An 18,177-nucleotide genomic window follows, 5' to 3' on the forward strand; every position below is an offset into this window, starting at 1 on the left:
CTTATAGTTGAAGAAATTCAAGCGATCGTCATTAGAAATCAGTCGATCGCGCGATATGCAACTTTCTACGAGAGAATAACAGTTTCAGGAGATTTTTAATGAATCTGTATGCCTGAAACCCAATAAAATCAATGGCTCAAAAAAGTTGCACACGCGGTGTCGATCGATCTAGACAATAAATACTCGGCTCTATCCTTAAAAGAGCAAAATCTACTATTTAGCTCTAAACTTCTTGCGGTAGTAATTTAACCCAAAAATGCCGAAGATAGTAAACAGCCCGATATCTGGTGAAAGCTCGAAAGGAACCGCTGTAGGACCCTGAGCAGTAGAGCTAAATTCATTCGCAAAAAAATCGGATGTAGCTTCATAGTCGATCGTTCCGAGGGGACTGTTTGAAGTTAACGAAATGACATTTTCAAAAGTTTGAGGTTGAGATAGAGAATCAACTGAAGTAGATACAAGAAAATCAGCACTTGTAGTGTCATAACCATCTGTACTATAAGGAGCAACAGCACTGGTATTGGTTATTCCCGTCAAATTAGTTAGGGATATATAATCGAAACCTGCTTCTAGGGGCTCATTAGGGTCGAGAGTTACATCGTAAGAAAAAACTCCACTGCTAGAATCGTAGTTATTTAGTGAAAACGTAAGAGCGTAAGCTGAAACTGCGTGAAACAAAGTTCCTGCTATTGCACCAGTTGTAGCCAGAAGACGATAGATGTTCATAATCTTTAGTTTATTGTTGGTTGAGTTGTACCGAACTAAAAAGTCAATCGCGATTTCGGGAAAAGATAAGGGCAGTTGGCGAACTGCCTCGATTGAGAAAATTAGAATTCGATAAAGTCTTCTACGGTGAGACTGGAAGAATCGACGTTTGAGAGGGAGACAAGTAAATTATTGTCATTGGTATAGATTTCACTCTTACTGCCGTTTTGACTAATAGTGAGTTCGTTAGTAAAGATATCTTCTACGGTATTAGTAGTAAAACTGGAGAGTTCCAAGGCTAGTTTATCGCTGCCATCTTGGTAGTCAAAGATAACGTTACCTGTATCGCCAAAGGTAAGAACAAAGACATCATTACCTTCATTCCCTCTGAGGCGATCGCCGCCAGTACCGCCATAGAGTGTATCGTTACCCGCTCCTCCCTTAAGGTAATCTATTCCCGCTCCACCGTCGAGAAAATCATCTCCCGAGCCAGCGAACAAGCGATCGTTACCAGTACCGCCATAAAGTGTATCGTTACCCGTTCCAGCTTTGAGATTATCTCTACCCGAACCACCAGAGAGGGTGTCATCATCGTCTCCGCCATCGAGGTTGTCGTTGCCTTCGCCTCCAACCAGGCGATCGCTACCTTTATCTCCAAAAATTCGGTCTGCGCCATCATTACCGCTAATGACATCATCACCATTACCACCTCTGACAGTGTCTTTACCAGCACCGCCACCAATGGCATCGTTACCACCGCTACCTTTTTGTTCTTTGCTGTCATCTACTACTGTGTTAACAACTGCAAGCTCGAACAGATCGCTAACCGAACTTTCTCCATCACTAGCAGTGACCACAATTTCTAGAACGCCAACATCTTTGTTTTTAGGATTGCTATTGCTGCTAAAGGTGCGAGTATCGGGATTAAAATCGAGCCAGGTCGGTAAATCCGAACCATCTGCCAGGGTAGCAGTGTAAGTTAGATTGTCTTGGTTGATATCTGCAAAGCTATCGGCAGCAAATTGGAAGTTTAAGGATTTTCCTACTTGAATGCTGCGATCTGCTATAGCATTAGCGACTGTGGGAGCATCGTTAATTCGGATAGCAACATCGGTTTGAGTAGTGTAAACCCCATCATTGACTTCTACCGTTAAACTAAATGGCGTTATGGGATCTGCCAGAGCCAGATCGTCAGGATCGGTGACGATAATTTCCCCATCGATGCCAATATCAAAAGGTTCGAGGTCGTCTCCATCCAAATTGTTTCCGTCCACAATAGAATAGGAAACGCTCAAGTCTGTATCGCTACCGTTACCGTCATCCGCATCTAGATCGGTAACAATCAAACCTAGTTCGGCATCTCTGGATGTCAATACAGTTGTATTTGGGGTTTTGGTAAATATAGGTGCAACATCACTTTCAACGGTTACAGTAATTTCTTCACTAATACTGTTGCCGTTAGCATCTTCGACGGTAATATTAACAGTTGCCTCTCCTGTCTCTCCATCTAGAGGAGAAACGCTAAAGAGAGCTTCCTGTGGGTTACTACCAGGAGCAATTGAGATATTTTCACTTGGTAATAAAGTTGGATTATCGGAGGTAATGGTAATATTTAATTCTTCGTAAGGAGTTTCAAAATCAAACAGGGTAATAGGAAGATCGATGACTTTTTGCTCGCCAATTAAGTATAAATCGAGGATTCCTGCCAACTGAGGTTTGAGATTGACATCTCTAATTGCTTGCAGTGCGGTTTCGCTAGTATCTGCCAGAGCCAGAATATCTGCTTCGTCAACGTTACCCAGAGCAAAATTATTTAGAGCATTTGCTTCTTCCCCATTAGAAATGAACTTAGCCTGATTAATTCTGGTAAACAAATCCATACCATCAGCAGATTCTTCACTGAGGAGCCGCTTCTTAGTTGCTCCCGCAGCTAATACTCCTGCTGCATTAGTAGCAATGTCATCAATTACAGTGTCGTCAATTTCTAGAGTTACACCCTGCTGTTGGGCTTGAGTTTGCGCCGTTGTTGCTGCGCTGCGAATGACTCCTTCTAATTGGCTAGGATCTTCTAAGTCTTCTGGATTGAAAGTGTCGCCATCAACCAGCTCTGCTAGTGACGAATAGGCTGCGTTGCTTAGAAGTAGATTGGCAGCAGCATCTTGGCTATCCATCGTGCCACCAGCAGCCCCTGCTAACAAGTTGAGAACTCCAGATATAATTCCCTGGACGGTGTTAACTGTTAATAAGACATTACGAGCATCGGGATTGCCATTGAGAGCTTCGTCCACATGATTGAAGTCGAGCAGATCGACATTAGAAGAAATACCCAAGGCAGTTCTAACATTTTCTGTGGCTTCGGCTAAGGTCGCTCCCCCATCGATCGAGCCTTGAATTAGAGAAGTTAAAGGGGTGATATTACCGCTAGCGGGTGCAGACATAACTCCTACAACAGGTAAACCAGTTGCAGTCTCAATACCACCCATAGAGCGAATGACTGCTCCAGATAGGTCGAAGTCTTCGGCAGTTTCTAGAACGAAAGAGCCATCAACTTTAGTAATTCCAGCAGGTTCTTCTGAGTCTAATAAGCCATCATTATCGAGGTCTAACCAAACTTCTGCACCATCAATATAACCATTAAATAGTCTTCTAAATACATTTCTAATGCCTTGAACGACTTTTTTGGGCGGAGAAAATATTCTTTTAGCAGCACTTAGGGCTTTATCTTTAGCCGAATCATAGACTTCTTCAACAAGATCGTCCCAACTATCGATTAAAATTCCAGTGTCAAAAGTGAGGTCGTAAGAGCCGACTTTTTTGCCAAATACCTCAAACTCAAGATCTTCTATACCCCCTCTCAATCCACTAAGATCTGCTTCTAACATTAATTGCGCTTCAAAATCCAAACCACCTAGACGTTGTTTGATAAAGCCAAGATTGACTTCTATACCAGCAAGGGAGATGTCAGTGTCGCCTCGCATACTAAATCCTGCTTTATCTAAACTCAGTGACAAATCTGAGTTGATATTACCCAATGAAGCGAAATTAAAACTTGCATAGGAACTAAGGTTAAGACCATTATCATCGATACTAAAAGAGCTTCCTAGAATTTCTCGACCCAACAAGACTATATTACTCGTACCCGAAGCATCAAATTGAGTAAAATCTAAACTTAAATCTACGTCTCGCAGAGCGAGAAGGTTGCCAAATCCTAGCTGCTCGATATCTAGGTTGTATTTAGTTCCGTTTTCGATACTGAAAGAGGCATCGGCAATTCGTTGATTGAGAATAGTTAGATCTACTTCGCCGCCACCGCTGAAAGTAATTATGTCAAGGAAAAAGTCATTAATATCAAGGGTAATTAATTTTCCTAAGTCGAGGTCTAGCTCTGTAATATCTATTCGGGTGGGAGTAATCGAGAAGTCTGTTTGAGCGACTTCTCGACCAAACATTTCTAAGCGTCCATCACCTCTAAGATAAGTTTCTAATAAACTTGCTTTAAATTCGAGGTTTAAGGTGTCGTCTGAAGAACCACTCAAGGTAAGTAAAGGTTGGTCTTCAAAGGCGATCGCGATTTCGGGAATGGTCAAACTACCTGCAAAACTGGTGTAATTAGCATTACTTTGTAACGACAATGCCGCACTTGCTCCGTAACCCGAAAATTCGGCATTGATGCCAAGTCCTCTATCTAAAGGAATTCCTGCAATATCTGTTTCAAAGGGGACAAACTGAACGATAGGATCTAGCTTGCCGTCTCCGTCGCCATCAGTAGATACAATTTTGGCGTTAACAATTTTATCTATAAAAGCAATAGTCTCATCGATAACTTGACTATCAACGGCACTGATAAAGGGCGATACTGGACCTGTAAATAGCTGGGTCAAGCCAACAGGCTCATAGATTGTGAAGCTTCCTGCAATATCGGTGGGATTATCGATATCGACTTTCAAAGCCAAATCGACATCGATTGTACCCCAACGGAAGTTGGTAATAAAGCCAAGATTGTCGGGTCTGGGAACTGGAGTCGGAACGGGCGCACCTGCTGCTATAGGTAGTGGAACTATTTGAATAGCACCACCTAACTCCATAGCGAAAGTACGAATTTCTGTATCGGGAATGCCAAAGACATTTGACCAGGTTTCCCCAGTTTTCAGGCTGTAGAAGCCTGTAAAGGTGGGGGCTTGAGATATCAGGTTAATGCCAACAGTCAGACCACCATCTAACCGCAATAAGGGTTCGTTGACTTGGAAAGGATCGTATCCCTCTAAAGTGACACCACCCCCGATAGTAAAACCATAGTCTTGAGCGACAAAATCGGCATCTACCCCTAAATTGAGTTCTTTTAGGGTTAATTTCAGATCGCCGATAGGTATAATATTGCCAATCGGAATCAAAGGAATGTCAAGAATCGCTTTTCCAGTTAAGCTCAAACTATTTTCAGGGTCTATTCCCATATGAGCGGCTAACGAATCTATACCCAAGTATTCGTTGATGAACTGACCGATTATACCTTCAGCTTGAGTAAAATCTATTTGCCCGAGTAAGTTAACACCTTTTACCATAGTTAATTCACCTATAGTTTCCAGGGTTCTCACTTCAGTTTTATCGGTCATGAATAATTCTGCTTGATTTATTTTGATTCCACCAAATAATGGATCTATTCCCAAGAAACCAAAATCAAGTTCTGGTAATTCAAACCCAAAGCTGGTCTTTTCTTCTGAGAAGGTAAATGATAATTTATTGCCGTTAAGGGCAGAACTCAAATAAATTTCGGTAACGCCATTTTCATTGAAAATACCAAATTCCTGAGTACTATTGATAACAAGTTGTTCGCTACCAAAAATAACAGTAGCAAGGGTATCAATAATATCTTCAACTGCTTTTATCGAGCCGCCAAAACTGAATATTTTACCAAAGTCAATTACTAGCTCGTCTTGATAGGCTAATAACATTCCATCGTCAGAAAGATTTACACTTACAATACCAATTTCACTCAATCGATCTTTAATACTCGAAGGTACATCAATGCCAAGAGAATCAATAAATGAAGTAAGGAAGCTAGCAGCATCTATTTCAGGAATTAATAATTCAAAGGTAGTTTCATCTCCATCTTTGCCAAGAGTTAGACTAGGATTGCTTACTGCCAATGTTGGTAAATCTAAATTAATTCCCAATGCAATAGCAATGCTTTCTAAAACTGTATCGACTCTTAACGTATCTCGATAATAAAGCTGGAATGAATCGTCGGTAAGGATTAACTGTAAATCACCTGCGATCGCCTCGATAAAGCGATCGATAAATTCAGGCAGACTTAATGAATCAAACAAATTAACAATAGTTTCTTGAGAAACTTTATTGATATCTAATTCATAATCGACAATTTCTTGTTGGTTATTTAGCTCTAGTGCAACGTCAAATCCTTCAATATTAAAGGCAAATTCATCAGGTAAAGCAATTAATCCTGTTTGATTGATTAATACCCTGACTAGAGCTAAAACATCAATTGTTCCGTCATAACTTAGTTCGTATTTATTATTGGCTGTTTGATTGTAGGTTAGTAAATTGTCATCGATCGCAAAATCTAAATCTAAATCAATTTCATTTGTTTCTAAGTTCCTATCTACTGCTAGATCTAAACCATTAAACCCTAATACCGTATCGACAACTCCAACTTCGCTACCATCAATGGTGTCAACTATCCCGCCAATTAATTTGTAACCAAAGGAATTAGGATCGCTGATGCCAAACATGGCAGCTAAATCTAGACCGCTATCGGTGTTACTAACTGCTCCGATACTGATGTCAGTAATTTCTTGAGTTGCAGTTTTAGTATAATCAACTGCGAAACCTTCAACATTAAGAGCAAATTCATCGGGTAAACTAATCAATCCTGTTTCATTAACTAAGACTTTAAGGATTGCTAAGACATCAATTGTTCCGTCATAGCTAATACTGTATCCATCATCTTTTTGTAAATATGTAAACTGACTTTCATCTATAGTTAAGCCTAAGTTTATATCACTGCCGTCGAGTATTTGTAAATCTAAACCGTTAAATCCTAATACCGTATCGACAACTCCAACTTCACTACCGTCAATGGTGTCAACTATTCCGCCAATAAATTTGTAACCGAAGGAATCGGTATCTGTAATACCGAACATAGCAGCTAAATCTAATCCATCATTGGTATTACTAACTGCTCCAAAGTTTTTTCGGCATTATTTTGGAAAGATCTAACGCTAAAACCATTAACATTGAGAGCAAATTCATCAGGAACATCAAATAAATTTATTTCTTGTCCTGCAAATCTAATCAAAGCAAAGACATCGATTGTGCCGTCATAACTTAGTTCAAAATTATCTTTACTTTGCTCCCAAACAAATTTGTTTCTTCCCGTATCGATATTTAAACCAATACTTTGCTCTCCAGTTTCTTTGTCTTTGGCAAAGTTAAAGTCCGCGCCGTCAAGGTTAATAATCGGTTCGGTTATTTCCGCTCCCGTACCTGCAATCGTATTAACAATTGCCATTACCAAACGATAGTCAAAGGAATTAATATCGGTAATGCCAAACATGGCAGCTAGGTCGATACCAGAGTCACCATTGCTTACTTCACCGAAGGAAAGATTAAATTTTTCTTCTGTTTCTGTCTCGGTAAAGCCAATATCAAAAGTATCGACGTTGAGGGCGAAGGTTTCGGGTAAATTAAATAGTCCCGTACTGTTGGCTAACACTCTTACTAGTGCTAAGGCATCAGTCGTACCATCGTAACTGAGTTGCCAGCCGTCAGAATTTTGATTCCAAGTTAATAAATTTTCGTCAAGATTAAGATTAAAGGCAATACTTCGAGCAGTTTCGTCTATCTCGGTTGTTTCGGGGTTGTCACGGTCGTTAGTAAGAATTAAATCTAAACCATTAAAGGCAATTTCAGTATCGCTGACCCCAATTTCATTACCGTCAATAGTGTTAACAAAACCTTCGATTAATTGATAGCCAACCGATGTAGTATCGGTCAAACCGAGCATTTTAGCTATGTCTAGTCCCGATTCAGTATTACTAATACCGCCGACATTAAGTTCTAAGACATCTTGAAATTCTGATTCGGTATAGCTAGTACCAAATCCATTAATATTGAAAGCATATTCTTCTGGTAGAGTGTTTGGCGCAATGCCGTTAATAAATCCTCTACTCAAAGCTAGAAGATCGATCGTGCCATCGTAGCTTACCGACCAACCATCGGGACTTTGGCTCCAGATGAAATTGTTATCGTCTATGCCAAGATCGAACTCGATATTTTTAGAACTGGTGGGAGTTTCTGTATTAATAGTGTAGACTTCGTCCATACTGAAATCTAAACTACTAATATTCAAAGTCGTGTCGTCAACGCCGACTTCACTTCCATCGACAGTATCGACTAACCCAGAAATTAACTGATAACCAAAAGAATTAGTGTCTTTAATGCCAAATAATTTAGCTAAATCTAGTCCCGATTCGCCATTTCTAATTGCACCTATACCAAAATTAAAGGTTTCGGTAACTTCTTTTTCGGCATCATCCTGTAAGAAACTAGGTAAATCTCGATCTAATAGGGTTTTTTCTTTAGAAAAGTCAATATAAAACCCATCGACATTAAAAGAGAAATCTTGAGGAATAGTAAATAGATTCGTCGAGTTAACTAAACCTCGAAGCATTGCCAGAGTATCTATGGTGCCGTCGTAGCTAATCTCATAGCTATTAGGACTTTGTTTCCAAACGAAATCATTATCATCTATACCGATGTTAAGACTGTAATCGGTTTCGTTTTCGTTTTGCAGACTTAAAAGATCGTATCGGCGATTCATCTCAAAACTGAGATCGTTCAAGTCTAAAGTAGTGTCGGTAACTCCTATCTCTGTGCCATCAATAGTATCGACAATTCCGCCGATTATTTGATACATAAAGGAATCTGACTGGATGCCAAACATGGCAGCTAAATCTAATCCCTCGCTGGTATTGCTAATTTGACCTACGCTCAAAGCTAATGTTTCTGACGGATTGACACCAGTTTCTTCGGTATAGCTAACCTCAAAATCTTCTACTGCCAGAGAAACTTCTGGAGGCAAGTTAACCAAATCGGTCGAGTTTAGTAAATCTCTAATTAGAGCTACGATATCAACCGTGCCGTCATAACCAAAGTTGTAGTTATTGTAGGAATTATCTCCCGAAAATCCTCTACCGATATTAAACTTGGCATCGTTAATACCAATACTAAAGGTGAGATTGTCTTCACTTTCATTTAAAACCGTATCGGGATTATCTAAAATCGAATCGACAGTTAAACCGACTCCTGTAAAAGGCGAATTTTGAGTTGTGTCGCCGTCGGAATTTGTATCTCCACCGCTTTGATTCAAGCCATCGATTAACGAATTTCCGAGTCCAGTACTATCGACTACACCCAAAACACCTCTAATAGTCTCGGCAATTAGAGGAGTATCTTCTATTCCCAATAATTCTTCTAATCCCAATCCCGTCTCGCTATCAGTCAGGCGATCGAATATTTCAGTTAGAGTTGTCGCATCATCTAGATTTAAAATTTCTGCCAGGTTAGAAGTACTTTCTTGAATACCAAACTCTTCATTGGCAAGTTGCCCGATTCCCATCGCCAAATCGACGTTTTCAGCTTGTTTTTGAAATCCTAAATTAAATCCATTAATTTGGTTGAGGTTTACAGTTAAATCTGGTAACAGATTGTATAAACCATCGTTAACTAAAACTCTAACAATGGATAAAAATTCTTCTAGACTGTCAAAATTACCATCCAGTAAATCGTTGTAGTTAGCTCTGTCTTTAAAGGAATCGGGAGTTAAAATACCATCGTCAAAGAAAAATTGCTCGACTCCGTTTACAGTCTTGACTTGGTTATTATTATCCGTAATCAGAATAATATTGCTTAGTTGGGAATAATTATAATCTTCGGTCGTGTCAGCCAAGACCAAAGTATCATCACCATCGCCACCAAGAATAGTATCGTTGCCTGTAGTAACTTCTAAGCCTTCGGTAACATCAATTAAATCGTTACCAGCACCAGCATCTAGATTGTTATCGTTACTATCGCCGATAATAATATCGTTACCGCTACCGCTAACAAATTCTTCAATATTGGAGAATTGTTCGACAATTTCACTGCTATTTCTAGTAATGCGATTGCGGTTTAGATCTATCTTGAGATTATCTGTTTCACTGCTTAAATCTAAGGTATCGCGACCTTCTCCACCATCAAAGTAATCTACCCCTGCATCGTTAATAAGTAAGTCATCACCTTTTCCACCAATTAAGGTATCGTCACCTTCTCCACCAATTAAAGTATCGTTATTAATTGTCGGATTTTCTTCTGTCTCTTCTTCACTAGAAGTAGCATTGTCCTCGCCGAAAAGATAATCGTTGCCAGTACCACCTTCCAGACTGTCGCTGCCAGTACCACCTTCTAGAGTATCATCACCTACATTACCAACTAGAGTATCGCGATCGCTTCCACCAGCAAGATAATCATTACCTTCGTTACCTTCAAGGCTGTCGTCATTGTCACCACCAGCTATAATATCATCCCCTAAATTACCGATGAGGAGATCGTTTCCGCTACCGCCTTCAATATTATCGTTACCCGCTTCACCTTCGATAGAATCTACGCCATCGCCACCATAAATATTATCGTTACCTTCTCCGCCTAAGATACTGTCGTTACCACTACCACCGTAAATGATATCGCTAGCACCATAGCCATAAATGGTGTCATCTCCAGCACCACCATCTAAAGTATCGGAAAATCCTTCAGTTTCAGGAGCGTCACCAGTAATGAGGTCATCGCCCTCTCCACCAAGAATTATGTCGGCTTCAGAGTTACCATCAATGGTATCGTTACCCTGACTGCCAGAAAGAACATCCTTTCCTTCATTACCAGAGATTACATCATCTCCTTCGCCACCAGCGATCGTGTCATATCCTAAATTACCTTGAATCGAATCATTTCCTTCGCCACCAGTAATTACATCGTCACCTTCACCACCAGAGATTGTATCGTTTCCTTCATCGCCAGCAATGACATCATTTCCTGAATTACCTTCTAGAGAATCATCTCCTTCACCACCAGAGATCGTATCGTCGTTGTTATTACCAGCAATTACATCATTTCCTTCATCGCCAGCAATGACATCATTTCCATCACTTCCGCGTATCGTGTCATTATCGTTTCCACCAGAGATCGTGTCGTTTCCTTCAAATCCGTCTAGATAATCTCTGCCATCTTCGCCTAAGAGGGTATCGTTCCCCCCATCACCATGAATCGAGTCTTCGCCGCTACCGCCGAGGATTAAATCGTCATCTGCATAACCGTAAAGAGAGTCATTGCCACCTTCACCCAACAGAGAATCATTGCCATTTCCACCAATAATGCGATCGTTGTCACTACCTCCAAGTAAGGAATCATTATCGTTGCCACCATCTATCTCATCTCGACCATCACCGCCAGTAATTGTGTCGTTTCCACCCAAACCTTTAATTGTATCGTCACCGCCGCCGCCGTCAAATTCGTCGGGGTCATCAAAATCATTATCAAGCTCGTCATATTCGCTATCATTATCTGGACCAAATATGAAGGAAAAGGCTTCTCCGACGAAATTGCCGATCGCTGAAAATGCGCCTCCTACAGCATCAAATACCGCTCCTATTGCTTCACCAACAGCCTCAAATGCTGCCAGTACGGGGTCGAGAATTTCGGCAATCATTTCTGGGATGGTTTTATCTAGCTGAACTTCGATTTCATATTCAACGTCCCAGAAGACAAAAGCAAAGCTATAGTTAGAGGTAGTTTCAGTACTACTTAGTCCGATATTTACCCCAATTTTAATATCGCCTACAACGGGCAAGGACATATCTACGCCCCAAAATGTGTCGATATCTAAAGCTTCATCTTGGTATTCTGCATCAACCGAAGCCAGAGTAGCACCTAATACTACCAACTCTCCTTCAGCATCAAACTCCGAAGAATTAAAGTCGATATAAAGTTCGGGAATTTGGATGCTGGCAATATCGCCAAAACCTAAAACAACATCTTGAGCATTGAATATATCATCGGCATATTCAATATCAATACTGGACATAGTTTGTCCTAAAATCTCAAATCCTGCATTGGCTTTAAACGCAGGTTCGTTAGTCTCTAAACCAGTGAGCGATAACTCTTCAACTTCAAAGCTAGCAATTCCTAGATCTAAGTTAACATTGTCAATTACAATTCCATCTGGGTTAATTGCCATCGCAGCACTAGCCACTTCCTGACCCAATAAGACTAACGAACCTTCCGCAGAAGCAGATGGTTCTTCAAAATCAAGGGTTAAATTGACATCTTGGAAAGCTAGAAAATCGCCAAATCCTAATTGATTGACGTTTAACTCGAAGTAACTACCATTTTCGATGGTGAAATCGACATCAGCTAAAGATTGACCGAAGAAAGTTAAGGCTGCTGCACCACTGCCACTATAGGTATTAAAGTTGAGGTAAAAATTATCAACGTCGAGAGTAATAACCTCAAATAAATTGATATCAAAATCTTGGATATTAATCTCTTCTGTACCGATAGAAAAGGCAGCATTAGCTACTTGAGTTCCTAATATTGATAGACTTCCATCACCTCTAAGATAGATTTCTTCGGTAGAAATTTTAAACTCTAAATCTAAGCTACTATTAGCCAAATTCGGATCGTCTAGAGTTTTGTCTGTATCGTCAGCATTGGGATCATAGCCTCCTAAAGTAAGAATATTAAAGTCACCAATATCAAAACTGATTTCGGGAATTTGCAAACTACCTTCAAAGCTCGTATAGTCAGGAGAGGCTTGGAGGTCTAATCGTGCAGCAGCACCCCAAGCTGTAATTTCTGCATTAATTTCAAACCCTTCTTCAATTACATTTCCCGCAATTTCGGTTGCAAAGGGAACGTACTTAATTAAAGGGTCTAATTTTCCATCTTTATCCCTATCAAAAGAGACAACTTCGAGATCGATAATTGAATCGAGCAATTCTAATCCATCGGTAACGATTCCTAAGTCTCCTATGAAAGGTGAAGCGGGTACTGTCCATAGTTCGATTAAGGATACAGATTCATTTAAAGTGAGAAGTACGGCGTTTTGTAAAGGGTTTGTAGGATTATAGGTAAAAGCAAAATCAACATTTATTGCACCCCATTTTAAATCGGCTAAAAATCCAATAGTAGAAGAAGGAGGGGTATAGATTGTTTCTAGTTGGAAAGCTAAAGTTCTAATTTCTGTATCGGGAATGCCAAAAGGATTTATCCAGGGACTTTCAGGTTCGAGAGCAAAAGAAGCGATTGAAGATTGAGTATCTAAGGCTAAAGCACCCGCTAAAGACAAGGTTGGTTCGTTCTCTTGAAAAGGATCGTATCCCGATAAAGCCAAAATTGCTTCTATTGTAAATTTAGGTGATAGCTCCGAACCTATTAGAAAACCGAGAGCAATTTCATTAAGCTTTAAGTTCAAATCCTCTGCTGAATCGCCCAATGAAAGCAGCGAAATATTACCGTCAACTTTTCCTTTAAAACCAACTCCGTCATCAGCACCAATTCCCAGAGCAACGTCTAAGTTATCTATGCCTAAATCATTGTTAATATATTTGATAACTTCAGATTCGCTATTGGTGAAATTTAATTGACCAATTAAATTGACACCTTTTACTAAATCTATACTGCCTAAACCTTCGTAATCGACAGTTTCATCGGCTTCAGCTATTAGCAGATCGACATTATCTAACTTGAAGTCTTTTAAAATGGCAATATCTGGTGCGATAGTAGCAAAATCAAGCTCGCCTATTTCATAACCAAAAGTAGTGTTGCGATCGCTATAATCTAGGCTGATTTCTTTGTCATTTAGGAGCGAAACTAAACTCAGAACAGTTTTGTTATTTTCTTCAGTTATGCCAAACTGCGACTGAGAAAAGGTTATCTCCTCGGTTCCTAAGAATCTGGTAACAATTTCATCGATAATATCTTCGACAAAGGGAATGCCGCCATCTCCACTAAGGATATTGCCTAGATCGATAGTAATATCATCTTGATAGGATAAAATAATTCCTTCATTAGATAAAACTAAACTGACATCGCCAACATTACTAAGTTTGTTTTTGGTTTCATCGGATAAACCCGCACCAACAAGATCGGCTAGAAAAGTGATGATTTCACCAGGAGCGACTGATTCAATTGCTACTTCATAGATGCGTTCTTGTAGTTCATTTTTAGTTATTAGGATATTGGCATTATTAACAGATAGTGGTTCTAGTTGTGTATCTAAGCCGAATCCTGAAAGAATGCTAGCGATAATGCCACTAATATCTAATGTTCCCTGATAGTTAAAACCAACAGCATCCGAACCTATATTAAACTCAAGATCTGCTGCGATCGCATCTACAAAACTATTAATAAAATCGGGAACTTCTAAAGATTCAAATAAATTGACAATACTTGTTTTTGGTACATTGACAAATAGATCGTATTCTACAATTTTATTAGTTATTTCATCTTTAGTTAGATCGACCTCAAACCCATCAACATCGAAAGCTAGATTGTCAGGTAAATCTATAATTCCTGTTTGGTCTACCAATACTTTAAGTAAAGCCAAAGCATTAACTACACCGTCATAACTAACTTTAGTTTTTACTGATTCCTGACTATAAACAAACTGGTTTTCATCTATATCGAGGGTTAAATCCAAACTGCTAGCAGTTTCATCTATATCTCTTGTTTCTGGGTCGTTAGATATTTCAATAGTTTGATACTCTAAACCGTTAAGAGCTAAAACTGTATCTATTTCACCCTCAATATTATCTTTGTCACCATCGATTGTATCGACTAATCCGCCAATTAATTTATAAGTAAAAGTCTCATTATCTGCTGCCGTTAATCCAAAGAAAGAAGCTAAATCTAATCCGTCTTCTCCATTACTTACCTCACCAATAGTTAAATTGGTAGTTGTTTCAAATTCTTCTTTAGTAGTACTAAAGTCAAAACCGCTAACATTCAAACTAAATTCATCTGGTAGCTCGACTAATCCAGTGTTGTTAGCTAGGGTTCTAATGATTGCTAAAACATCGATGCTGCCACCATAGGAGAATGAGTAGCCTGAATCGCTCTGGCTATAGACCAAGTCTTGCTCGACCCCATCCTCATCCTCAATCTTCAAACCGAAGTCTAAACTTTGAATCTCTGATTCATTAATATCTGTTGTTGTGGGGTCATCCAGTGTACTTTCGCTGCGATAAGAAATATCGCTAATCTTTAACACCGTATCGACAGAAGAGGAATCAATTGTTTGAGCAATGGCTTGGACTAACTTGTAGCTTCCTGAATCTGGCGGAGGATTACCAAATAAAGAGGCGAGTCTTAATCCCTCTTCGCCGTTACTGAGACTATCGATAGTCAGGTTAACAGTTTCAAGCTCTGCATCTTCATCGATAGTAGTACTAAAGTCAAAACCGCTAACATTCAAACTAAATTCATCTGGTAGCTCGACCAATCCAGTATTGTTAGCTAGGGTTCTGATGATTGCTAAAACATCGATGCTGCCACCATAGGAGAATGAGTAGCCCGAATCGCTCTGGCTATAGACCAAGTCTTGCTCGACCCCATCCTCATCCTCAATCTTCAAACCGAAGTCTAAACTTTGAATCTCTGATTCATTAATATCTGTTGTTGTGGGGTCATCCAGTGTACTTTCGCTGCGATAAGAAATATCGCTAATCTTTAACACCGTATCGACCGAAGAGGAATCAATTGTTTGGGCAATGGCTTGGACTAACTTGTAGCTTCCTGAATTGGGATCGGTTATGCCGAATAGTGCGGCTAGGTTTAATCCCTCATCACTATTACTCAAACTATCGATAGTAAGATTGACAGTCTCAAGGTCGGCATCTTCGTCAAAAGTCGAACTGAGATTAAAACCACTGACATTTAAACTAAATCCTTCTGGTAGTTCGACAATTCCTGTTTCGTTAGCCAGGGTTCTAATCAGTGCCAGGACATCGACGCTACCGCCATAGGAAAGCTGATATCCTGTTTCGTCTTTACTGTAGATAAAGTCTTGTTCGTTGATGGTGACCGCAAAATCTACGCTTTGGGTAATCGGGTCATATATTTCTGGTGTCGTCAGGTCGTCGGGTGTACTCTCGCTGCTGTAGCTCAGTCCTTGGATATTTAAAACTGTATCTACACTATTAGAATCAATGGTTGAGGCTACCGCTTCGATTAACTTGTAGTTGGTGGAATTGGTATCGCTGATGCCAAACAGTGCGGCTAAGTTCAATCCCGTTTCGCCATTATTAAGACTCTCGATACTCAGATTTAGGGTTTCTGTATCTGTTTCTTCGTCAAAAGTCGAACTGAGATTAAAACCACTGACATTGAGACTAAACCCTTCGGGTAATTCGACAATTCCCGTTTCGTTAGCCAGGGTTCTAATTAGTGCCAGGACATCGACGCTACCGCCATAGGAAAGCTGATATCCCGTTTCGTCTTTACTGTAGATAAAGTCTTGTTCGTTGACTGTCACCGCAAAATCTACGCTTTGGGTAATCGGGTCGTATATTTCTGGTGTCGTCAGGTCGTCGGGTGTACTCTCGCTGCTGTAGCTCAGTCCTTGGATATTAAGAGTGGTATCGGTAACTCCTTCTTCCGTACCATCAATGGTATCGACAATTGCCCCAAGCAACTTGTATTCAGTACTCTCTGTATTGGTGTAGCCAAGAGTATTTGCCAGGTCTAATTCTATTTCTCCGCCAAGGAAACTGTCTATACTTATCTCTAATTTTTCGAGTAAATTTTCAGCAATTTCTGAATAATTGAGCGTAAATTCGGGGATTAAACTTAAAAATTCATTAGTTAGCTGAATTAAGTTATCTCGATTGATTAACGACGATAAAATTGAAACAGTATCTGGTGTAATAACAAAATCATTGCTAACAGTAGTTACTCCGTCGGAAGCTTCTACTGTTATATTGTATTCCTGACCAACCCCGTAGTTTAGTGCCAAAGGATCTGCTAGTGTCACTACACCAGTATCAGAATCTATGGCAAAAGCACCATTAAAGTCGTCTAATAGACTATAGGTAATAGTATCGTTATTGGGGTTACTAGAATTTGCTGCGATCCCAACTGAAGGGTTGTCGAAAACATTTCCCGCAATAATATTTTCACTATCATCAAGATCTATTACTGGAGTTAGTACGCTATCAGGATCTTTGGCGGTTATTATAAGATTTTGAGTTTTAGTTAAATCACCATCGGAGACTGTTACTTCTACTTCATAAACATTATCTAAATCGCTGTCGCTAGGATTCTCATAGTCAGGAATAGTATTAAAAATTAAAATGCCACTGTCGGGATCGATACTGAAGAGATTACTGTCAACGCCACCGCTAATACTATAAGTTACAATGTCCCCAACATCAGGTTCTTCTGCCGTTACCGCGATTACTTCATTCGTATCACCATAAAAGTCTACAGTTTTGTTACTAGCGATCGATAATTCATTAACATTATCGACCGTGATCAAAAGATTTTGAGTTTTAGTTAAATCGTCATCAGATACAGTTACTTCTACTTCATAGACATTATCTGAATTATTGTCGCCAGGATTTTCGTAGTCGGGAGCAGTATTAAAGCTTAAAACCCCCGTATCGCTATCGATACTGAAAAGACTATTATCGCTGCCACCGCTAATGCTGTAATTGAGACTGTCTCCATCGGGGTCATCTGCTGTAACGGTAATGACTTCTGTAGTGTTTTCCTCAAGATTAACGGTATCGCTACTAACAATCGCAGGTGTTTCATTAGCGTTACTTACTGTAACAAGAAGATTCTGTGTTTGACTGGCACTACCATCAGATACAGTAACTTCGACTTCATAAACATTATCTGAATCATTGTCGCCAGGATTTTCGTAATCGGGAGCAGTATTAAAGCTTAAAACTCCCGTATCGCTATCGATACTAAAGAGGGTATTGTCGTTGCCACCACTAATACTGTAAGTTACAACGTCTCCATCGGGGTCATCTGCTGTAACGGTAATTACTTCTGTGGTGTTTTCATCAAGATTGGCGGTATTGTTACTAGTGATGGAAGGTGATACGTTTGGTGCGACACCATAATAATCATCATTATCGGTAGCAGTCCCCGCATCGTTGGGAGCGATGTTGTTGGTGTAAGTAATACCATTAACCGTAACGGTGGGCAAGGAATCGGGCATTCCCAGATTATTACCGTTACCGTTATCTAAAGTATTGAGAGCAAAGATAGCACCGCCTAAACCTTGTCCGTCATCAGTAACAGCATTTGAATTGCCCCCTTCTCCGCCAGCAACTTCATTACCGTTAAAAGTGGCATTGTTTAGGGTCAAGTTACCAGAGCGTATAAAAACTGCGCCTCCAAGTCCTGCACCGCCAG

The 18,177-nt window shown here is 40.0% G+C and carries 3 protein-coding genes; all 3 read right to left on the bottom strand.

Annotated features, from left to right (window positions below):
- Nucleotides 1-213: 213 nt before the first annotated feature.
- The 3 genes from KV40_RS01565 to KV40_RS01575 all read right to left on the bottom strand — a co-directional run bounded on the left by KV40_RS01565 (nucleotide 214) and on the right by KV40_RS01575 (nucleotide 18,130).
- Nucleotides 214-726: a hypothetical protein gene (locus tag KV40_RS01565; protein ID WP_036477220.1), complete on the bottom strand. Its 513-nt coding sequence runs from the start codon at nucleotides 724-726 to the stop codon at nucleotides 214-216.
- Between the two features lie 101 nt (nucleotides 727-827).
- Complete coding sequence (locus tag KV40_RS01570; RefSeq protein ID WP_036477224.1) at nucleotides 828-6,863, bottom strand: putative Ig domain-containing protein; 6,036 nt, start codon at nucleotides 6,861-6,863, stop codon at nucleotides 828-830.
- Nucleotides 6,864-6,874: 11 nt separating this feature from the next.
- Entirely contained in the window at nucleotides 6,875-18,130 is an 11,256-nt protein-coding gene (locus KV40_RS01575; RefSeq protein ID WP_216595484.1) for a cadherin domain-containing protein, read from the bottom strand.
- Between the last annotated feature and the right edge of the window lie 47 nt (nucleotides 18,131-18,177).

Source organism: Myxosarcina sp. GI1 (assembly GCF_000756305.1).
In the GTDB taxonomy this organism is placed as follows: Bacteria; Cyanobacteriota; Cyanobacteriia; order Cyanobacteriales; family Xenococcaceae; genus Myxosarcina.

Coding starts and splice junctions, on each gene's coding strand:
- KV40_RS01565 (WP_036477220.1), bottom strand. CDS start 726: ATGAACATCTATCGTCTTCTGGCTACAACTGGTGCAATAGCAGGAACT.
- KV40_RS01570 (WP_036477224.1), bottom strand. CDS start 6,863: ATGTTCGGTATTACAGATACCGATTCCTTCGGTTACAAATTTATTGGC.